This window comes from Tenacibaculum caenipelagi, from assembly GCF_004363005.1.
Classification (GTDB): domain Bacteria; phylum Bacteroidota; class Bacteroidia; order Flavobacteriales; family Flavobacteriaceae; genus Polaribacter; species Polaribacter caenipelagi.
Map to the genome: position 1 here is coordinate 145876 of NZ_SNYH01000005.1, position 20002 is coordinate 165877.

Consider the following 20002-nt stretch of genomic DNA (forward strand, 5'->3'; position numbering starts at 1 on the left):
AAGATATTACAGAATTATATTATTTGATTTTCATAATTTTATCAAATGAAATTAAAAGAAACAATAGACGACTTTTACGCGCAACACAATCAAAATAATAAAACTAGAGGTCAGTTCAATATATACAAACGTGAAGAATTTGCTTGTGATTCAACTTCACTTCCTACAAACAGAAGAGATTTTTACAAAATCTCGTTAATCTTAAATGGTGAAGGCACTATCTCTTCTGCCGGAAAATCTATAAACATAAAAGGCAATACTATAACTTTTATGAATCCTTTAATTCCGTATTCTTGGGAGCCTACATCCACAAACCAAACAGGTTATTTTTGCCTTTTTACTGAAGATTTTGTAACCCAAAACCTCAAAAGTGAAAGCCTTTCACAATCCCCTTTATTTAAAGTGGGTGGGAATTTTGTTTTTTGCCCAGATGAAAAAAGTATAAATCTATTAGTCGGAATTTTTGAAAGCATATTTAGAGAAATACAGTCCGATTACCCCAATAAATATGATTTGATACGTAGTTATGTTCAAATTATTATGCACGAAGCATTAAGAATGCAACCTCCAGAAACTTTCTATAAACCAACTAACGCTTCTGAAAGAATTTGCTCTTTGTTTATACAATTATTGGAAAGGCAGTTTCCTATTGATTCTCCTAATCAAATTATCAAATTAAAAAACGCCAACGAATTTGCAACCCAACTTAATGTTCATACAAATCATCTTAACCGATCATTAAAAAATATTACCGGAAAAACTACAAGTCAATGGATTTCTGAACGAACGGTTAAAGAAGCAAAAGCACTTTTGCTGAATAGCGATTGGGATATTGCTGAAATAGGCTATTCTTTAGGTTTTGAGCATCCTTCAAACTTTAATATTTTTTTCAAAAATCAAACAGGAAACACTCCTAACACTTTCCGTAAACAAGAGGTTTCTTTTTCATAATACATAGTTTGATTCTCATAATTTAGACCAAAATCAAGATTCTAATTTTGCTTCATAAAACAAAAGATATGAAAGCAATACAATTAGAACAGTTTGGTATAGACCATTTAGAATTAGTAAACATCCCTTTACCAACCATAAATGAAAACGAAGTGCTGGTAAAAACCTCAGCAGTTTCACTTCAGTATTTAGATTTGATAATGGTAGAAGGAAACATAATGCCTAACTTAAATTTTCCTCATATACCTGTTTCAGAAGGTATGGGAATCGTTGAAGAAGTTGGAAAGAATGTAACTCGTTGGAAAAAAGGAGACCGCGTACTTATTCCTTTTATTCCGAGATGGGAATCTGGGAAAATGACATCCTACAATAATGAACTTCGTACTGGAATGCAGTTACCAGGAACACTATCTGAATTTACAGTTCAACCAGAAAACACTTTAGTTTCTGCCCCTCGAAACCTTACCGACGAAGAATCTGCATCACTCTCTGTAGCAGGACTTACTGCTTGGTCTAATTTAGTATCATTAGCAAACATCAAAGCAGGACAAACAATTTTAATTCAAGGTAGCGGAGGAGTTTCGTTATTTGCTCTGCAAATTGCTAAAGCCTTTGGACTTAAAGTCATCGCCACCACAGGTAGTAAAGAAAAAGAAGCTAAGTTAAAAGCTTTAGGGGCTGATGAAGTTATCAACTACAATGAAATAAAAGAATGGAGCAGCGAGGTAATACGATTAAATGATGGAATCGGAGTTGATCTTACTTTAGATGTCGCAGGCAATCAAACTATTAAACAAAGTATTCTTTCTTGTAAAGAAAATGCTTATGTAGGTTTAGTAGGCTTTATGTCGGGAGGTGAAGCAAGCATCGATATTTTCCCTTTGATTATGAATTACATAAGACTTCAAGGGTATTCAGTTGGTAATGCACAAGAATTAACCGAATTGGTACACGCAATTGAGAAAAACAACCTAAAACCTGTGATTGATAGCGTTTTCCCTATAGAAAAAACTAAAGAAGCCTTCTTAAAATTAAAATCAGGGAAATCTTTCGGGAAAATTATCATCAAATTCTAAAAAATGAAAGTAAAACATATTATTACCCTTACCTTCTTACTACTCTGGAAGGTAAGCTTTTCACAACAAATAACTAATGGCTTTTCAATGCCTGAAAGTATAATTTCTAATGGTAAACGATTTTTTGTTTCCAATCAGGGTCAAGATTTTATCAAAAAAGATGCTGATGGTTTTATCAGTGAAATTTCAGCAGAGGGTACAATTTTAACTAAAAAGTTTCTCCCATTAAAAGGTGTATTAAATGCACCAAAAGGAATGACTATTGTAAATAACGTACTCTTTGTTGCTGATTTGGAGAGAATTGTTGGTTTTAATATAAACAATAGAAAAACTGTTTTTGAACTTACAATTCCTGAAGCAAAGCTCTTAAACGACATCTGTCAATTGGAAAACGGTTTTATAGCAGTAACAGAAACCCTTTCTGGTAATATTTATAAAATAGACATCACTAAAAAGACATATGCTATCATTGGAAATATTCCTACGGTTAATGGTATAACATACAACCAAAAAACAAAAGAGTTATTAGTATGTAGTAATGGTAAAAATTATGGAGATGGCAATGTTTATTTGAAATCTGAAAATTCAGAATTTAAAAAACTTCCTAACATTAGCAATGGCTTTTTCGATGGTATCGAATGGATAGACAATGATCACTTATTAATCTCTGACTGGATAACTTTTCCAACAAATGGTTCTGGAAAACTTTGGATTTATGACCTTAAAAATCAACAAGCCGAGTTCAAATTCACAGGAGAAAGTATTGCAGATATCTATTACGACCAAAAAAGTTCAAGTATATATATGCCTCAAATGTTTCATAACCGTGTACTAATTTCTGATTGGAAACAATTAAACAAAAAACAACAAGGTGTCAACAACCTGTACAACTATGGTATTATTGACGGCTTTGTTGGCGGACTTTATCGCGGTACGCTTCCTATTAAAAATTTAAAACTAAAAGGAGATTTTGGAATAGGAGCTCCAGATATGTTAAATGGTGAGATGACTTTAATTAACGGAAAAGCTTACCAAACAAAGTCAACAGGAGAAACAACAGAACTTGATAATAGTCACCTAACATCATTTGCCTCTGTTACATTCTTCAAGTCTGACACTTCTTTTATTCAAACTTCATTAACTGATAAAAATAATTTATTAAGTACTATTAAAAATGTGCTGCCGAGTTCAAATAAAATGTATGCCATAAAAATTTCAGGCACGTTTGATTATATGAAAACTAGAGCCTTTTCTCCTGTTGAAAAAGAACCTTTTCCAAAATTGACAAACATGCTCAATCAACAACATTTTTTTGAATATAAAAACACCGAGGGGACATTGGTTGGTTTTCTATTACCTAATTATTTAGACGGTATCAATGTTAGTGGTTTTCATTTTCACTTTCTATCTAAAAATACGAAACAAGGCGGACATACTTTAGATTTTAAAGGAAATAACCTTAAAATTGAAATTGCTGTTTTAAAAACCTTCGAAATGGATACTCCAAACAATTCTGATTTTCAAAATTTTGAATTCCAAAAAAGTGAGAAAGCAGAACTAAAAATAGTTGAACATGGTAAATAACACACCAAAAACTCTTTATTAATAGTCATTTATAAATACAGTTTTGATACCTAATCAAAACTGTATTTATTTTTCTTTTATATTTACATTTAGCATGAAATTAGAGGTAACAATTATTTCTGTTGAAAAATAGATTGAGGTTAGAAGCTTAAAAATTGTTATTTTTAGCTAGATTAAATGTAATTGCTTTTTGGTTGCTAGTGAAAATTCTTAAAACTTCGTACAACTAAAAAAAACGTGCTATAAATAATACATTTTGGTTAAAAAAACACAGTATAGATGATAAGTGTAGAAAACCTAGAATTAAAAAAACTCAATCAAGATGGTGTAAATACCCTAGTAGATTGGGCAAAAAATGAAGGATGGAATCCTGGGGAAAACGATTCTACCGTGTTTTGGAAAACAGATCCTGATGGTTTTTACGGATTTTATAATGATAAGGAATTAATCGCTGGTGGTGCTGTTGTTTCCTACAACCAAGAGTTTGGTTTTATGGGATTATTCATTGTACACCCTGATTTAAGAGAACAAGGAATTGGAAAGAAACTGTGGTATTTAAGAAGGGATCTTCTTATCAAAAGACTTCATAACAATGCATCTATAGGAATGGATGGTGTTGTTGCCATGCAGCCTTTCTATGAAAAAGGAGGCTTTAACATAGCCTTTCGAGATGAAAGGTATGAGTGCATAGGTAAGAAAATGGATGTCAGTACTAACATATCTCCTATTGAAACAGAAGATTTAGAAAAACTTTTCGAATATGATATTGCTTGTTTTGGTTACAAAAGACAAGAGTTTTTAAAAAGTTGGTTTTCAATGCCACAAAGCAACACTTTTAAATATTCAGAAAATAATGAGGTTTTAGGCTACGCAGTTATTAGAAAAGTTGATAAAGGCTATAAAATAGGTCCTCTATTTGCTAACAACAATCAAATTGCCGAAGAATTGTATAAATCTTGTTTAAACACCGCTTCTGGAGATTCGGTATATCTCGATATTCCTACCATAAATACAAAAGCGGTTGATTTGGTGAACAAATACGACGCAAAATATGTTTTTGAATGTGCAAGAATGTATTATGGTCAAGCCCCTAAGGTAGCTATTGATAAAATATACGGAATTACAACCTTTGAGTTAGGTTAAAGCTAGTTAACAACGAAAAATCTTAATACAAATTAATATGAGCGAAAAAGACAAAATAAGACAATCAATTATAGATTTTGTAAAAGGTGGTGATGACAGCGATGTTGAACTTTTAGACAAAGTGTTACACAAAGATTTCAGAGTCACCAATAACGGGTTTATGGGGACTTCTGGAGTTACCGTTATTGATAAACAAGAGTATTTAAATAATATTCAAAATGGCATTTTTGGGGGGCTACCCAGAAAAATGGTTATCGAAGGAATTGACCATAGTGGAATTATCGCTTCTGTAAAACTGAGAATTGAAAGTGCTGAAAATAATTTTCTTTCTTACAACTCCCTCATTTTGGATATTGATAACAAATGGAAAATCGTCAATAATCTAGCAATTGTAAAAGCTAAAGAATGACAAAAATTGATCCTATCATAGCCGTTAAAGATGTAAACAAAAGCTCACAATGGTATCAAGCTGCTTTTGAGTGTAAAAGAACACACGAAGGAGATAATTTTGCTGTACTGGTTGATAAAAACAATGAAGTCTTACTCTGTCTTCATGTATGGGGAGAACATGAACACCCTACAATGATAAATTCCGATATCACCCCTGGAAATGGACTGATTCTCTATTTTAAAACAGACGACTTACAGGGAATTCGACAAAATATTGAGAAAATGGGCTACCCTATTGAAGAGGATATTAACTTAAACCCAAATTCTATGAAAAAAGAATTTTCATTAAGAGACATCGACGGGTATTTTTGGATTATTACCGAATTCCACAAATACGAAGGCTAACCTCCCTAAGCAGTAAAAACTTACACTTAAAAACAAGGAGTTTTCCTTTTCTAAGAACAGCATTGAAACAAGTAAATTTCAAAAAAAAAATAAATAAAAAAAGTAGATTTATTTTTTTAGTTAGGATTCCTTACTATATTTGTACCGCAATAATGCATCAACTAAAAAATATTAAAAAAATGAACAAATCAATTTTCTATCACGCAGGATGTCCAGTATGTGTAAGCGCAGAACAAGACATTGTTAGTTTAATCGGAGAGCAAAATGTTGAAATTGTAAACATTGGTGAAGACAAAGCTCGTATTTCAGAAGCTGAAAATGCTGGTGTACAATCGGTACCTGCTCTTGTTACCCCAAATGGTAATGCATTGCACATAAACTTTGGTGCTTCCATCTCAGACGTAAAAGGGTAAATCTTTATTTAAAGTAGTTAGGATTCCTATCTTAACTACTTTAATAACTAAAACACAAAAAAATGAAATTAATATTATCTTCAGTAATTATACTTTTAAGCATAACAACATTTTATGCACAAACCAATACGTATAAAAATGATGACTTTTCAATTAAGAAAGTCAACGTAACTCACAAAGCTAAATTAGGAGTAACTGTTTGGGAAATTACCGTTAAAGGAAAAGCAGGAAAAACCACTCCTACAAAAGCAGGAAAATTAGATGGTGCTCCTGTTTTAGGTTATGTTTTTCCAACAAACTTAAAACCTACTGATGTTGGCTTTAACAACACTGAAGGAATTGTTGCACTTGCTTTGACTTCACATCCAGATTTTGATGATACTCCGTTATGGGATGAAAATAACGACAAAATCTATGATAATGATGGTATAATTTGGCATCCACATTGGGTAGTGCTTCATAAAGATGAAAGAGTTGCTGGTGGACTCTCTGTAAAACAATTTAAAAAAGCAGATGAAACGGTAGTATTACCTCCTACAAATCCGGGAATGCCAATGTATATGGACTCTCCAGGTTACCCAGTGACTACCAAAGAAAATAAAATCAAAGTAGTAGTTCCTGATTATAGAATAAACAACCGAACTGATTTTAACTACGATGGAGTAGCCGCTTTTATGAAAGTGAATACAAGTAACAAAGACCTTCCTATGTTAGGAGTTTATGAGGTATTTAGTGTTGCTAGCGGAAATTTATCATTACCTTATAAAGTTAAATAGATGAAAGTAGCAGTTTGGGACACCTATGTAAAAAGAGACGATGGTAAAATAATGCATTTTGATGTTCTTGTACCTAGCGATGTTAAAGAAGAAAACTTTGTGTTTGGTTTTGCTAAACAGTACCTTCAAAAAAAGCCTTTCAAAACCAATCAAATATCTTCTAACGAATGTAAGTTTTGTCATATTGAACAAGCTACACAAGAAATGCTAATCAACATTAAGGCAAATGGTTATTCAATAATTGAAATGGAAAACTGTAATTAAATTAATTAGGATTACTAACTTTGCCTGTCGACCTATTTCGACAGGCTTTTTTTATGAAGGACAGCACATTTAACCCAGAACAACAGCAAAAAGATATTTCAAGTAAAATTGTTGCAGGATTAGAACGCGTTTCTGAAGTATTTAAAATCTTATTGTGGGAAAAAGCAAAATTGGTGGGTTTGAGTCCTATTCAAATTCAAATCCTAATTTTTGTTGCTTTTCATAAAGACAATTTGTGTAATGTTAGTCATTTGGCTAAAGAGTTTAATGTTACAAAACCAACCATAAGTGATGCCATTCGAGTTTTGGATAAAAAAGGAATGATTGAAAAAGATTTTTCATCTTCAGATAATCGTAGTTATTCCATAAAAATTTCAGAACTTGGAAATGATATCATAGCACAAACCTATAACTTCTCAACTCCCTTAAAAAAACAAGTCGATAACTTGTCTCAACCTCAATTAGAAAGTTTATTTGGTACGTTGAGTCAGCTAATATTCAAGCTGCATCAAAGTGGTATCTTAAGCGTACAACGAACTTGCTATGGCTGTAAATTTTATCAAAAAAACCAAGATTCTGATTATTGTAATTTATTGCAACAAGAACTCTTACAACAAGATATCCGTTTAGATTGCCCTGAATATGAAGAAAAACCTAAAGGCTAATTCTATGAAAAAACTCCCTTACTTATTACTATTGATAAGTCTTTCTGTTCAATCTCAAAACATTTTATTTGTAGGGAATAGTTTAACCTACACTAACGATATGCCGAAAATGTTAGAACAAATAGGCAAGCAAAACGATTTGAAAATCAAGACTACTAGTTTATGCTATCCTAACTATGCTATTATAGATCATATAAATGAGGGAAAACTTCAAAAACTACTTCAGAAAAAACAATTCGATTATGTCATTATTCAACAAGGTCCGTCCTCGCAAGAAGAAGGAAAAAGAATGTTGGTCAATGATGGTGCAACCATCAAAGCTCTTTGTGAGCAGTACAATATTCAACTGGGGTATTTTATGGTATGGCCTTCAAAACACTACTATAATACCTTTGATAAAGTTATAGCCAATCATGAATTTGCTGCCAAACAAAATAATGCCTTGTTATTTCCTGTAGGAAAAATTTGGAAACAATATAACGAACATGAAAGTAACACTTCTTCTTTGTATAGTTCTGATAATTTTCATCCCTCAACGGCAGGAAGCTTTTTAGCAGCCTTAACCATTTTTCATCAATTGCACCCTACAAAAAACATCGAGCAGCTTCCGTTTAAAAAATACCAAAAATGGGTAGCTGATAAAGGCTCTTTTGATTTTCTAGTACAACTGGTACAAAAGCAATAACTAGTTAAAACCTCCCCTACTCTTTACCTTTTAGCAAGAAAAATAACAATGTCTTAACAGACCGTTTACGCTCTCTTCACTCATAAAAACAATTAGTTTATAAATTTGATAGTTAATCAATTAACTATTTCTGTAGACTAGATTCTATAAGAATTTATACACCATTAAACTAATTTAACCCCCATGAGAAAAACTATTCTTTTTACCTGCTTCTTATTAGTAGGAAGCCTTATCAAATTACACGCGCAAAGTGTAAACCCTTCAAAAACCACTTATGCTCCTAACGAAACTATTACTATCAATTTTTCTAACGGTCCTGGCAATGCAAAAGACTGGATTGGTATTTACCACCAAGGAGATACTCCTGGTCTTGTAAGTTCTATTGATTGGTTGTATGTAAACGGACAAAAAAGCGCCACCAAAAAACTTAAAAATGGTACGGTTACCTTTTCAGCTGGTTTGCCAAATACAGGAACTTATAAAGTGTACTTTTTACAGAATGACGGATACACGATATTAGCCTCTTCAAGTTTTACGATAGGTACAGAAACTCCAACCTGTACCCCTATTCCACAATCTGGATGGAGTTTACAGTATGTAGACAGTCAGGAAACATCAGGAGAAAATGGAGTAGCTACCAATGCCTTTGATGGCGATACTTCAACTATTTGGCATACCGAATGGAATGCTAGTCAACCTACACACCCGCATGAAATTCAAATTAACTTAAACGGTGTCTACGATGTTTGTGAGCTAAAATACTTACCTCGCCAAACAGGAACCAATGGTACAATTGCCGATTATCAAATTTATGTAAGTGATACCCCTTCTAATTGGGGAACAGCCGTTGCGACTGGAACCTTTGCTTCCAATCAAACAGAAAAAACAGTTGGTTTTCCTAAAAAACAAGGACAATATGTGCGTTTAGTTGCTACTTCTGATATCAACGGTGGAAATTATACCTCTGCTGCGGAGATTAATATTGGAGGAACTTTAATTCAAGCAGGAGCTCCAGTAGCTAACTTCACTTCAAACACCACTTCTATTATTTCAGGACAACAAATTTCTTTTACAGATAGTTCTACGAACAATCCTACCTCTTGGAATTGGGCATTTGAAGGAGGAACGCCTGCTACAAGTACAGCTCAAAATCCAGTAGTAACCTATACTACCGAAGGAACTTATAATGTTACTTTAACAGCAAGCAATACTACGGGTAGCCATACCATTACTAAAACAGGCTATGTTACCGTACGTAACACCAATAGCCTTAAAGTATTGCAATTTAATATTTGGCAAGAAGGAACTTCAGTACCTAACGGAATGACCTACATTAGAGATGTTATTGCCAACGTGAATCCAGATATTGTATGTTTTAGTGAAGTAAGAAACTATACAGGTGATTGGACCACTAAAATTGTAAACAACCTTGCAGCTATTGGCTTAAACTATCACAGAGGTTATGCTTATGGTGATGTTTCTATCATTAGTAAATACCCTATCACCTCATCGGGTACGAACCTTGGAGCAATTTCGATTTTTGAGGTAGATGTTAACGGACAAAGTGTGGTGGTAGCAACTGCACACTTAGATTACACCTATTACGCTAACTATCTTCCAAGAGGATACAACTGTGGAGGTTCTTCACCTTACAGCGGATGGAGTAAAATAGGTGCTGCTAACCAAGATCCGCAACCCGTTACGGATCCTGCTATCATTGCAGAACAAAATTTAGGTTCACGAAGAGATGAGCAAATTGCTGCCTTTATCAATCATGTAAAAAATGAAACTCGCCCAGTAATTTTAGTGGGGGATTTTAACGAACCTTCACACTTAGACTGGACAGCAAGACAAGCCAATATGTTTGACCACCATGGAGTGGTATTTCCTTGGCATACGACCAAAACTTTAGAAAACAACGGTTTTGTAGATGCTTTTAGAGAAGTATATCCTGATGAAGTTGCCAATCCTGGTATCACGTGGCCTTCGGTAGCAACAGGGGTTGGAAGCACTAGCTGGACACCAGAAGCTGACGAAAGAGATCGTATTGACTATATTTTTTACCGAGGAGCTACCCTTTCTGCAACCAGTGCTGCTCTTGTAGGTCCAAAAGCTTCCTATGTTAACAATGTATCGAGTACCGCAAACACCCAAAACGATACCTTTGAAGCTGATCTATTATCGTGGCCTTCTGACCATAAAGGAGTAAGTGCTGTAATTAACCTATCTGCAAATACTGCTGCTAGAACGTTTGAAACAACCGATAACACTTCACAAACCAATAATACCTTTAGCATATATCCAAACCCAACAAAAGGTATGGTGAATATCAAGTGTGAAGACTGTGCTCCTTTTTCGTATACAGTACGAAACTTTTTAGGAGAAACAATTTTACAGCAAACTGCCACACAAAACAACATGAGCATTAACCTAAAATCGGTGCCTAAAGGTTTGTATTTTGTTGCTATAAAAACGAAAGAAAAAACAGTTACCTATAAAATTATAAAAGAATAAAACGTCCCCAAGAAGCTACTACAGAAATAGATTAACATTGATACCATAAAATCCCAAGTTATTGACTTGGGATTTTTTAGTTCATATATAAACAAGTTAGCTCTTATTGGAGAAAAAAATTGTTCTAAAGTTGAACGAATACGGAAACCCGCAAATTCTTTTTTTGAGAAAAGTATAGATTACAACTTTTAAACAAAAAAGGAAAACTATGGTAGGAATTTTAGGATTATTAAACTTTGCTCTATTTATAGCATTAATTGTTGGACTAGTAAAACCATCATTAATATTACGTTGGACAAATAAACCTACTCGACTAAAAGTTCTTGGATATTGGTTTTTAAGTACCATCGTTATAGGGATTCTAGGAGTAACATTTATTGACGACACAATAGATACAAAAGCAAGTATTGAAAATGCGAATAAATTTATAGAGCAACGAAATTATTCAAACGCTATTACAACATTAGAAAGAATAAAAGAAACTGACACTTTATATAATAAAGCTCAATTATTAATAAAAAAGGCTGACAGCTTAAACAATTTATCTGACGAAGAAAAGCTAATAGCACAAAAACTAAAAGAAGAAAACGCTAAAAAGGAAGGACTTTTAAGACAAAAAGAACTACTTGAAAGGGAAATTAAATCAATAGATAAGGGAATAAAATTTGCTAACGGAAACACAATTGATGAACTTCAAATGGATATTGTTCTTTTCGCTACTTGGTCAAAAATAATCAAAGAAGCTGAAGAATCGGAAGAATCGGAGATTAAGGATTTAGGAAAAAAACTTAAATCAAAAGTTTCTCAAATACAAATTAGAGAATTTCCTAATTTAAGGAAACAATATGCGAAAATTGTTGCAAATAAAATGTGGGAAAACGACATTGAAGTCTATGCTAATGGAACAGGAAAAAAATATATAAATTTTACAGGAGGGATTTTTGCTGCTAATAAAAATAAAAAGGATTTTCAAATTCAAGTTCAAGAAATTTTGAAAATTTTTAGGTTTAAACAAGCAAGGTATCGTTGGTACAAAGGAGAAGATGAATATACTTATTACACAATCTACCAAGGAAAAGACTCTGAACCAGTAACATTTTAAGATATAAAAATGTTTGTTAACACCGTATTTATTATAAACTTAACCAAAAGTCATTTCAGTTTTGTTACGCTTAATTATTCTACGGAACTCTCTAACAAACGAAACTATAAACCAGCACCTTAGGAATTTTTACTATATTTAATTCGCAAAAATGAAAAAAGAATATAATTGCTATAACTTCCACTTAGTCTACTGTAAAAAAAGTAATAGTAAGTTTATTCTGCATATAAAAAATTAAGAATATTTGATAGATTCCTTGATTTAAAATTAAAAACTAAACTAAATGAATGGATATGATATAATATATAATAATAAAATTGATGACCATATTACATTTATTCGAATCAACCCTACTGATATAAAAGTAACATTAAGGGAAATTTTTAATTCAATTTCTAATATTGCTTGGATAAGTTCTTTCGATGAAGATTATATTAAGGATGGTTTTAAAGTTAGAGCAGAAGCAACTATTGACTATATATCCAAAAATATAATAAGATCAAATGAAGATGAAGTGACTAAGAATTCTGGAGAATGCCTTGTTTCTGAATTAGCAAGAAAGACGGTTGTTAGTGAAATGAAATATTTAGATATCCCTTTGGGTGAATTAATAAAAGAGAAAGATTTTGGTAATCATGGTTTTGATTTTTTTTCAAAAAACAATGATAACATTTTACTCTTTGGAGAAGCTAAATATGTGGCTGCTCAGAATGCTTATGGTAAAGCTTTGAAGCAAATTGTAAAGTTTATTGGTAAAAAAGATAAATCGGATGTAATAGCTATAGATAAATTTTGTTGTGAAGACTCAAAGCGAAATTTTGCTTCAGGAAATAAAGGATTTATGGCTGCTTTTGCAGCTAAATCTACATCTACAAAAAAAATTATAAAAGGCATTCAAGAAAATACTGATTTTCAGGAGTTAATCAAGTATAATGAGTTAATTTGTATTGCTGTTAATATATGAAGGATATAATAAAGAAAATATTAACAGACAAAGATATTGAAGCTATTTTTGAGTATGTTATAGACCGCCTCTATAAAAATGGACCTGTATCCGTTTGTGATATGGAGATTCTATCTCTTTTGAAACTGTATCACAATGATGTTTTTAAAGAATTTAAAAACTCAATTTTGAACTACATGGCTCTTTTTTATAAGGATATTAAAAGTAACACCTTAAAAGAGGTTGTATTTGGTCAGTACAAAAAGTATTTAGAAGCTAAATATTCAAAGCATTACACGCCTGTACAAGCAAATATTGTAAAAGGTATAGAAAATAATAATTGTTTTAGTTTTTCAGCTCCAACAAGTACAGGAAAATCATTCGTATTTATGAATAAGATTCAAGAAACAAAAAATGATGTAGTTGTAGTTGTTCCATCTCGTGCATTAATTAATGAATACTATTTAAAATTAAACGACAGCATTAAAGACAAGTCTGTCAATGTCTTAACCTTCATAGATAAGATAAACACACGATTTGCCAAGAGAAATGTTTTTATTGTCACTCCAGAAAGGTGCCGTGAACTATTTAAGTTAAAGAATGATTTTAATGTTGACTTATTTCTTTTTGATGAAGCTCAACTTAGTGATGAAAACTCGAAGAGAGGGCTTTATTTTGATAGTATAGTACGTAGATGTTATAAAGCTTTTCCCCAATCAAAATTTGTGTTTGCTCACCCATTCGTCAAAAACCCTGAATCTCAAATTGAAAAAAATCATTTTAAATCGGATAACCTGCATGCAGTTCAGTTTAACCAAAAAAGTGTAGGACAACTGTTTTTATGTACTGATGATTTATGGAATTATTATCATTTTGGGATTGACAAAACAATTATGGGAAAGCAAAAACATCCTTGTCCGTTTGACCCAATTGAACAAACAATCAAAAATAAAGGTTCTGTTTTGTTTTATGTTTCAAAAGCAAAAATCTACAATAAAAAATTTATTAATAGGTTTAGTAAATACATTAATTTGTGTGAAGACATTAAAGACCCTAAAGCAGATTACTATATAGAACAAATTAAAGAATACACTGGCGGTGATACAAACTCCTTAAGAAGCCATTATTCACAGTTAATTTCATTCTTAAAAAAGGGAATTGTTATACATCATGGTTCCTTGCCTCTTCAAATCAGATTACTAATTGAACAATTTACAAAAGATGGTTTATGTCGATTATGCTTTGCTACTTCTACATTAGAGCAAGGAATTAATATGCCTTTTGATGTTGTATTTCTAGATAGGTTAGATGGAAGTAAGCCTTTAGCCGTTAAAAATCTTATTGGACGTGCAGGTCGTTCATCTCTTGATAAAGAGTTTGATTTTGGTTATGTTATTGTAAGTTCTCCAGGTAGAATGTCGAAATTTAGAGAAATAATACAATCAGATGAGATATTAGATAATGTATCCTTATTAGAAAAAGAAGAAACGCAAGATGATGATTACAATGATTTCAAAGAGGCTATTATTAACGATACATATTCTGATGAGTATAACCTTACTGAAAAAGATCTACAAAAGTTAAGTAATAATGCTGTAGATCCTGTTATTAAAGATATCCTTAATTCTGTATTTCACAATGATACTCTAATTCCATTAAAAATTTTAACAAGTACTTCTCAAAATCGTTTGGAATTATATGCCCATTTTCAGAAGTTATATAGCATTTATCTTGGTAGAAATCTTGAACGAGGTGAGCAGAATGTATTTAATACAGCAATTAAAATAATTCTATGGCAAGTACATGGAAAAACATTCAAAAACATATGTTGGTATCGATATGCATATGCAAGTAAATCACATGAGAGAGATATTCAAAAGAAGTTGGGGCAAAACACCGACCGATTAGAAGCTGCATTCTTTACTGAATACAAAGATTTACCTGACAAAAGGATTAATGTATATAATAAACTTGATGGTGTTAAAGCTAAAAATGTAGACTATGATTTAATTATGTTTGATACTTATGATTATATAGATAAATTAATTGGTTTTAAACTGAGTGATATTTTATATGCTACTTTCTATAAATATTATGAACGTAAAACTGATTCAAGAGCATTAAAATTAGCTAAATTTATTAAATACGGAACAGATAATGAAAAGCATATCTGGATGTTGAGATATGGAATGTCCTTTGAAGATATTGAACTTTTAGAAAAATATATTGACGATATTAATTCAACACAGATTGTTTTTAAAAATTCTATTTATACTATACCTGATGAAGATAAGAAATCGATTTTGAGATTCCTAAACTAAGAGAATAGTTTGAATACCAAACTCTAGCAACAATCATTACCCACAACAATGTATAATGTCGATTATGGCAGATTCGCCTATTTCTCCCCCTTTGATTCTTTCCTTTTTTAGTAAATAGTTGTTTAAACGACAACTACTCTTATATAAATTATACCAACAAACTCAAAAAGATCTCTTTTAAAACCTACCTCACCTAAAAGGATATTACTTTTTCAAAACAAAACGCAGTTAACTGCGTTTTTTATCTATCTTTGACCAAAATAGTCAAATGAACAATGATTTAGTAAGAGAAATGGGATATATCGCTTTAGCAACACGACTAAAGCGAATTAGTGATAAAATGACCCATAGTACACGGTTAATGTATCGAAACTTAAATATTGATATAGAACCTAACTGGTATTTAGTTTTAATAATAGTACAACAAAACCCAAACATTTCAGTAATGGAGATTGCAGAAAGCTTAGGGTTTACGCATCAGTCGGTAATTACAATGACCAACAAAATGATAAAAAAAGAGTACTTACAAGCTTCTAAAGACGAAAAAGATAAAAGAAAAACAGTTTTCAACTTAAACCAAAAAGCGATCGAAATTCTACCTAAAATAGAACAAATATGGGGCTATGGTAAAGAAGTAATCTATGAGTTACTCAATGAAGATATATCCATTATTGAGCATTTAGAGGTATTAGAATCCAATCTCGAAAAAGCATCCTTTGGCGAAAGAATACTAGAAAAAAACAACTAACAATTCATATGAAAAAACACAACTACCAAATAAAAGTTGAATGGACAGGAAATGAAGGTAACGGAACCTTAAATTATAAGTCGTATAATAGAAACCATAAAATTATAGCACCCGGAAAATATGACGAAATAAAGGGTTCATCTGATCCTTCCTTTTTAGGAGACCAAACAAGATATAACCCAGAAGACCTTTTTTTATCTTCCTTATCTGCTTGTCATATGCTTTGGTATTTGCACTTATGTTCTGTTCACAAAATCACCGTAACTGACTATGTAGATAATGCTACAGGAATTATGGAAGAAACTGAAAATGGAAGTGGAAAATTCACGGAAGTTACCCTCAATCCAATCGTGAAAATCATTGACGAAAATATGATTCCTAAAGCGAACGAACTACACAAAGAAGCAAATAAAATGTGTTTTATTGCTAATTCTTGTAACTTCAAAATAGGACATAATCCAAACACATTGGTGGGATAAAAACCAACTAGTAACAATGTATAACTGTAATTCCGAATAGATTCGACCACGTCCGAATTTATTCGGAATTTTTATACTAGCACCAAACCAAAAATTAAAGTATCTTTAATCCGCTAACTGAAGTTATATGAAATCGCTATCATAAAAAGAAAAAGCAACCTTATGAACACGCCTATTTTAATCGCTAATATCCTAACCTTATTGGCTTTTCTAATCCATACTTTTATGGGTGACAGAGAATTGAAAATAATTGAGCCCGAAGACGATCCAAAACATTTAAAACGAGAAAAATGGACCATGGCGAGAAGTGGTTGGCATTGGATTTCGTTTGATTTATTGTTTGCCTCAATTGGGCTTGGATTTATCAATTTTACCGACTATTTAGAAAATGAAACGCAGTTACTTCAACTATTAGCCATTTACTTTTTTGGATATGGGATTGCTTGGTTGATTGGAATAACAATTTCTAAAAAGTTTCCAAAGAACTATTTAAAATTAGGGCAATGGATGTTGTTGTGGCTAATAAGCGGACTCATTTATTGGGGAATACACTAAATAGCTACGCTAAGTTCAGCAGATATATAAACTTGTCATTAAAACTTCAAAAAAGACATTAAATAAAAATTATGAAAAAAGTAATTCTATTTCTCTCATTAATAACTATTGTTTCTCTCACTAACGCTGTTACCGCACAAGAAATCAATTCCTCTGAAATTGACGCGCTTGTAAATAGAGCATTAACATCAACTCCTTCAGTAGGAATTGCAGTCGCTGTGGTGAAAGATGGAAAAGTGATTCATTCAAAAGGATATGGGGTTAAATCCGTCGAAAACAAAGAAAAGGTAGATGAAAACACTTTATTTGCCATTGCTTCAAACTCAAAAGCATTTACAGCTGCTACTCTAGCAATATTGGTTGATGAAGGAAAACTAAAATGGGAAGACAAAGTAATTACGTACATTCCTGAGTTTAAAATGTACAACGATTATGTAACCGCTAATTTTACTATTCTCGATCTTTTAACTCACAGAAGTGGTTTAGGACTGGGCGCAGGAGATTTAATGTTTTTTCCTGATGGTTCCAATTTCACAATCAAAGATGTAGTAAGTAGTTTTCAATATCAAAAACCAGTTTCTGCATTCCGTACTAAATACGATTACGACAATCTTCTGTATATAGTAGCTGGTGAAGTCGTAGCACGAGTTAGTGGTATGAGTTGGGCAGATTTTGTACAGTCAAGAATATTTAATCCGTTAGGAATGAAAAATTCTGCTCCTGTAAGTTCTAAATTATCTAAAAATGCAAACCTAGCATTCCCGCATGATTCCGAAGGTGAAAAAATAAAACAATTGGCTACTTACGATAACGATTTGATTGCAGCTGCTGGTGGTATTTATACAAGTGTACATGATTTAACCCAATGGATGCTCGTGCAACTAAACAATGGGAAATATGGCAAAGAGTTATCCAATAAATTGTTTTCTGAGAAACAGCAAAGACAAATGTGGAAGCCTCATACGAACTTAGGATTCTCCACGAAACCTAACCCTAGAACCCAGCAACATTTTGCTGCTTATGGTTTAGGGTGGTTTATTGCAGATAAGCAAGGAAAAATTGTCATTAGTCATACAGGTGGTTTACCAGGTATGCTATCAAAAACGGTGTTAGTTCCTGAACTTAACTTGGGAATTGTGGTTTTGACAAACTCCTTACCTGGAGGAAAAGCATACAGTGCTATTCCTGAAACAATCCTTGATTCATATTTAAAGATTGAAGAACGAGATTGGGTTAAAATATTAGCAGATCAAGCAAAAGCTACTGGGCAAAAGTCAGATTCTGTTACTACCAAAGTTTGGAAAACTGTTAAAAAAAACAAATCGTCAATCATAAATACCAATAACTACCTTGGAACCTATAAAGATGATTGGTTTGGTGAGGTAACAATATCTTTAAAGAATGAAAAGCTTTGGTTTACTTCTAAACGTTCACCTAAGTTGAATGGACAGATGTTCTACTACAAAGCGACTACTTTTGCAATTAAATGGGAATATACAGATATGAATGCCGATGCGTTTGCTACATTTAATTTAGATGAAGAAGGTAAAGCAATGGGTATAAAAATGAAAGGCATATCTCCTAACATTGATTTCAGTTTTGACTTTCAAGATTTAAACTTAAAACGAGTTGAGAAATAACTAGTTTTTACCTACCCCCTATAAAAGCCCCCCGATTACTATGAAAAACAATAGATCAACTAAGCTAGACCAAACCTTTTTAACGGAGTATAAATTATCTACTGCTCCTCCACCAACAGATACTTTGTTCTGGAAAATGTGGAATGCCTGCCAAGACATTGCTAATGAAACGTTGAATACTCAATTTATTCAAGAGATTAAATCGGGAACGCTCAACCCTGTACATTATGGAGGGTTTAATATTAGTGACGCCTACTACTGTTTTAAAGGAGCGCAAGATTATCTAAATGCAATGGACAGAGCTTCAAATCCAACTCTTAAGGCATTTTTACACAAAAAATACAATAGCTATCAAAAATACAATGATACGTTTCCAAAAACATGGCGTATTAAAGATGCGGAGGGGATTATACCTAGTGAGGTTTGTAAATTGTATTCTAAATTTGAGTCTATGGTAGCCTCTCATCAAGATCCCATTTACGCGCTTATAGTCATGATACCTTGTGAATATTTATGGGCTTGGTTAGCCGCACAGCTATCTCCTACTTCTTCAAAAAATCTTTATGCTCCATGGATTACTGGCAACAATGACCCTAATGGTGCTTATGCGATGGGGAACTTTTTAGAGGAGTACCAGAAAGAAAATCCTGTAGATGAAAAATTAGCAACACAGCTCTATACCCAAGCAATAACCTACGAATATCAAAATTTTAATACTGCATTAAGCAGTTAAAAAAAACTTCCTTACTAAATAGTAAGGAAGTTTTTTGAAAACAGATATCTCTTTATCTAGACACTATTTAAGTAAATTTTAATATCAATACTCTTCAAATTCCGTAACAAAAAAGTAATCGGCATCTTTATTATTTACAAAGTAAATACCTTCACCAAAAATATACTCCACATATTTTTTGTTAACTTCCACGTTAAACCCTCTCTTTGTAGGTTTAAGTTTAAAGCTATCATTTGGGTCTTTTTTGTATCTTAAAACAATGTAAGTATCATAAATATTATCAACATCTTTATCAACATAAATTAGCTTTGTTACATATTGTGGACTATAAGCTCTAGCTTGATTAAGCTTCATTTTATCTTTTGATGCAAATTTTATTCTAGATCTTCTAGTTTCGTTTACTCTAATTTTATAAGGAATGGTCTTTCCATCCATGGTTTCAACATTTACGATATAAACATTAGTTGTTTCCATTCTTTGCTTATTTTCTTGTGCATTTATGCTCGTTACTATTAAAAACGGCAACAGCATTACCGCTATTTTAATTGCTTTACTAATTGATGTAAAGCATGTTGGAAGTAAATTTTTCATCTTTATTGTTTTTAAAGTTAATTA

21 protein-coding genes are annotated in these 20002 nt (G+C 32.3%); 20 read left to right on the forward strand and 1 reads right to left on the reverse strand.

All coding sequences use genetic code 11. The features are described 5' to 3' along the window. Positions 1-45 precede the first annotated feature (45 nt). The 20 genes from DFQ07_RS11690 (at position 46) to DFQ07_RS11785 (ending at position 19387) form a co-directional block, all read left to right on the forward strand. Positions 46-951, forward strand: coding sequence for an AraC family transcriptional regulator (locus DFQ07_RS11690; RefSeq protein ID WP_133537074.1), 906 nt, complete (start codon positions 46-48; stop codon positions 949-951). A gap of 68 nt (positions 952-1019) precedes the next feature. After that, positions 1020-2027, forward strand: a complete 1008-nt coding sequence (locus DFQ07_RS11695; RefSeq protein ID WP_133537076.1) for a zinc-dependent alcohol dehydrogenase family protein — start codon at positions 1020-1022, stop codon at positions 2025-2027. Between the two features lie 3 nt (positions 2028-2030). Further along, positions 2031-3611, forward strand: a complete 1581-nt coding sequence (budA, locus tag DFQ07_RS15800; protein ID WP_243743976.1) for an acetolactate decarboxylase — start codon at positions 2031-2033, stop codon at positions 3609-3611. Between the two features lie 279 nt (positions 3612-3890). Further along, the gene (locus tag DFQ07_RS11705; RefSeq protein ID WP_133537078.1) at positions 3891-4754 is read left to right on the forward strand and encodes a GNAT family N-acetyltransferase; all 864 of its coding nucleotides are present in this window, start codon (positions 3891-3893) and stop codon (positions 4752-4754) included. A 37-nt stretch (positions 4755-4791) separates the two neighbouring features. Continuing rightward, on the forward strand, positions 4792-5163 hold the full coding sequence (locus DFQ07_RS11710; protein WP_133537079.1) for a nuclear transport factor 2 family protein: 372 nt from the start codon (positions 4792-4794) through the stop codon (positions 5161-5163). Then, positions 5160-5549: a VOC family protein gene (locus tag DFQ07_RS11715; protein ID WP_133537081.1), complete on the forward strand. Its 390-nt coding sequence runs from the start codon at positions 5160-5162 to the stop codon at positions 5547-5549. The genes DFQ07_RS11710 and DFQ07_RS11715 overlap by 4 nt, the downstream gene beginning before the upstream one ends. A gap of 179 nt (positions 5550-5728) precedes the next feature. After that, positions 5729-5962 (forward strand): thioredoxin family protein, encoded by a 234-nt coding sequence (locus DFQ07_RS11720; RefSeq protein ID WP_133537083.1) that lies wholly within the window; start codon positions 5729-5731, stop codon positions 5960-5962. A gap of 62 nt (positions 5963-6024) precedes the next feature. Continuing rightward, positions 6025-6738: a hypothetical protein gene (locus DFQ07_RS11725; protein ID WP_133537085.1), complete on the forward strand. Its 714-nt coding sequence runs from the start codon at positions 6025-6027 to the stop codon at positions 6736-6738. Then, positions 6739-7002: a DUF2024 family protein gene (locus DFQ07_RS11730; protein WP_133537087.1), complete on the forward strand. Its 264-nt coding sequence runs from the start codon at positions 6739-6741 to the stop codon at positions 7000-7002. It abuts the gene before it with no gap. Between the two features lie 53 nt (positions 7003-7055). Continuing rightward, entirely contained in the window at positions 7056-7667 is a 612-nt protein-coding gene (locus tag DFQ07_RS11735) for a MarR family winged helix-turn-helix transcriptional regulator (RefSeq protein ID WP_133537089.1), read from the forward strand. Beyond that, the gene (locus tag DFQ07_RS11740) at positions 7645-8352 is read left to right on the forward strand and encodes an SGNH/GDSL hydrolase family protein (RefSeq protein ID WP_243743977.1); all 708 of its coding nucleotides are present in this window, start codon (positions 7645-7647) and stop codon (positions 8350-8352) included. Before DFQ07_RS11735 ends, DFQ07_RS11740 begins: the two co-directional genes overlap by 23 nt. A gap of 183 nt (positions 8353-8535) precedes the next feature. Then, the gene (locus DFQ07_RS11745; protein WP_133537093.1) at positions 8536-10866 is read left to right on the forward strand and encodes a discoidin domain-containing protein; all 2331 of its coding nucleotides are present in this window, start codon (positions 8536-8538) and stop codon (positions 10864-10866) included. Positions 10867-11074: 208 nt separating this feature from the next. Then, positions 11075-11968, forward strand: coding sequence for a hypothetical protein (locus DFQ07_RS11750; protein ID WP_133537095.1), 894 nt, complete (start codon positions 11075-11077; stop codon positions 11966-11968). 283 nt (positions 11969-12251) lie between these two features. Then, entirely contained in the window at positions 12252-12932 is a 681-nt protein-coding gene (locus DFQ07_RS11755; RefSeq protein ID WP_133537097.1) for a hypothetical protein, read from the forward strand. Further along, positions 12929-15232, forward strand: a complete 2304-nt coding sequence (locus tag DFQ07_RS11760) for a DEAD/DEAH box helicase (protein WP_133537099.1) — start codon at positions 12929-12931, stop codon at positions 15230-15232. Before DFQ07_RS11755 ends, DFQ07_RS11760 begins: the two co-directional genes overlap by 4 nt. Before the next feature lie 268 nt (positions 15233-15500). Further along, positions 15501-15980 (forward strand): MarR family transcriptional regulator, encoded by a 480-nt coding sequence (locus DFQ07_RS11765; RefSeq protein ID WP_133537101.1) that lies wholly within the window; start codon positions 15501-15503, stop codon positions 15978-15980. A gap of 8 nt (positions 15981-15988) precedes the next feature. Beyond that, complete coding sequence (locus DFQ07_RS11770) at positions 15989-16459, forward strand: OsmC family protein (protein ID WP_133537103.1); 471 nt, start codon at positions 15989-15991, stop codon at positions 16457-16459. A gap of 162 nt (positions 16460-16621) precedes the next feature. Further along, positions 16622-17014: a hypothetical protein gene (locus tag DFQ07_RS11775; RefSeq protein WP_133537105.1), complete on the forward strand. Its 393-nt coding sequence runs from the start codon at positions 16622-16624 to the stop codon at positions 17012-17014. A 71-nt stretch (positions 17015-17085) separates the two neighbouring features. Continuing rightward, positions 17086-18654 (forward strand): serine hydrolase, encoded by a 1569-nt coding sequence (locus DFQ07_RS11780; protein ID WP_133537107.1) that lies wholly within the window; start codon positions 17086-17088, stop codon positions 18652-18654. A 40-nt stretch (positions 18655-18694) separates the two neighbouring features. Further along, positions 18695-19387 carry a TenA family transcriptional regulator gene (locus DFQ07_RS11785; protein ID WP_133537109.1) on the forward strand — a complete coding sequence of 231 codons (693 nt, stop codon included), beginning with the start codon at positions 18695-18697 and terminating at the stop codon, positions 19385-19387. An 84-nt stretch (positions 19388-19471) separates the two neighbouring features. On the opposite strand, the gene DFQ07_RS11790 is transcribed toward DFQ07_RS11785, so the two are convergent. Then, the gene (locus DFQ07_RS11790; protein ID WP_133537111.1) at positions 19472-19978 is read right to left on the reverse strand and encodes a hypothetical protein; all 507 of its coding nucleotides are present in this window, start codon (positions 19976-19978) and stop codon (positions 19472-19474) included. Positions 19979-20002 lie beyond the last annotated feature (24 nt).

What these genes read in the sequence shown, in the direction of transcription:
- DFQ07_RS11690 (WP_133537074.1), top strand. Translation starts at nt 46, where the DNA reads ATGAAATTAAAAGAAACAATAGACGACTTTTACGCGCAACACAATCAA.
- DFQ07_RS11765 (WP_133537101.1), top strand. Translation starts at nt 15,501, where the DNA reads ATGAACAATGATTTAGTAAGAGAAATGGGATATATCGCTTTAGCAACA.
- DFQ07_RS11770 (WP_133537103.1), top strand. Translation starts at nt 15,989, where the DNA reads ATGAAAAAACACAACTACCAAATAAAAGTTGAATGGACAGGAAATGAA.
- DFQ07_RS11760 (WP_133537099.1), top strand. Translation starts at nt 12,929, where the DNA reads ATGAAGGATATAATAAAGAAAATATTAACAGACAAAGATATTGAAGCT.
- DFQ07_RS11740 (WP_243743977.1), top strand. Translation starts at nt 7,645, where the DNA reads ATGAAGAAAAACCTAAAGGCTAATTCTATGAAAAAACTCCCTTACTTA.
- DFQ07_RS11780 (WP_133537107.1), top strand. Translation starts at nt 17,086, where the DNA reads ATGAAAAAAGTAATTCTATTTCTCTCATTAATAACTATTGTTTCTCTC.
- budA (WP_243743976.1), top strand. Translation starts at nt 2,031, where the DNA reads ATGAAAGTAAAACATATTATTACCCTTACCTTCTTACTACTCTGGAAG.
- DFQ07_RS11715 (WP_133537081.1), top strand. Translation starts at nt 5,160, where the DNA reads ATGACAAAAATTGATCCTATCATAGCCGTTAAAGATGTAAACAAAAGC.
- DFQ07_RS11790 (WP_133537111.1), bottom strand. Translation starts at nt 19,978, where the DNA reads ATGAAAAATTTACTTCCAACATGCTTTACATCAATTAGTAAAGCAATT.
- DFQ07_RS11745 (WP_133537093.1), top strand. Translation starts at nt 8,536, where the DNA reads ATGAGAAAAACTATTCTTTTTACCTGCTTCTTATTAGTAGGAAGCCTT.
- DFQ07_RS11730 (WP_133537087.1), top strand. Translation starts at nt 6,739, where the DNA reads ATGAAAGTAGCAGTTTGGGACACCTATGTAAAAAGAGACGATGGTAAA.
- DFQ07_RS11725 (WP_133537085.1), top strand. Translation starts at nt 6,025, where the DNA reads ATGAAATTAATATTATCTTCAGTAATTATACTTTTAAGCATAACAACA.
- DFQ07_RS11785 (WP_133537109.1), top strand. Translation starts at nt 18,695, where the DNA reads ATGAAAAACAATAGATCAACTAAGCTAGACCAAACCTTTTTAACGGAG.
- DFQ07_RS11750 (WP_133537095.1), top strand. Translation starts at nt 11,075, where the DNA reads ATGGTAGGAATTTTAGGATTATTAAACTTTGCTCTATTTATAGCATTA.
- DFQ07_RS11720 (WP_133537083.1), top strand. Translation starts at nt 5,729, where the DNA reads ATGAACAAATCAATTTTCTATCACGCAGGATGTCCAGTATGTGTAAGC.
- DFQ07_RS11695 (WP_133537076.1), top strand. Translation starts at nt 1,020, where the DNA reads ATGAAAGCAATACAATTAGAACAGTTTGGTATAGACCATTTAGAATTA.
- DFQ07_RS11775 (WP_133537105.1), top strand. Translation starts at nt 16,622, where the DNA reads ATGAACACGCCTATTTTAATCGCTAATATCCTAACCTTATTGGCTTTT.
- DFQ07_RS11735 (WP_133537089.1), top strand. Translation starts at nt 7,056, where the DNA reads ATGAAGGACAGCACATTTAACCCAGAACAACAGCAAAAAGATATTTCA.
- DFQ07_RS11705 (WP_133537078.1), top strand. Translation starts at nt 3,891, where the DNA reads ATGATAAGTGTAGAAAACCTAGAATTAAAAAAACTCAATCAAGATGGT.
- DFQ07_RS11755 (WP_133537097.1), top strand. Translation starts at nt 12,252, where the DNA reads ATGAATGGATATGATATAATATATAATAATAAAATTGATGACCATATT.
- DFQ07_RS11710 (WP_133537079.1), top strand. Translation starts at nt 4,792, where the DNA reads ATGAGCGAAAAAGACAAAATAAGACAATCAATTATAGATTTTGTAAAA.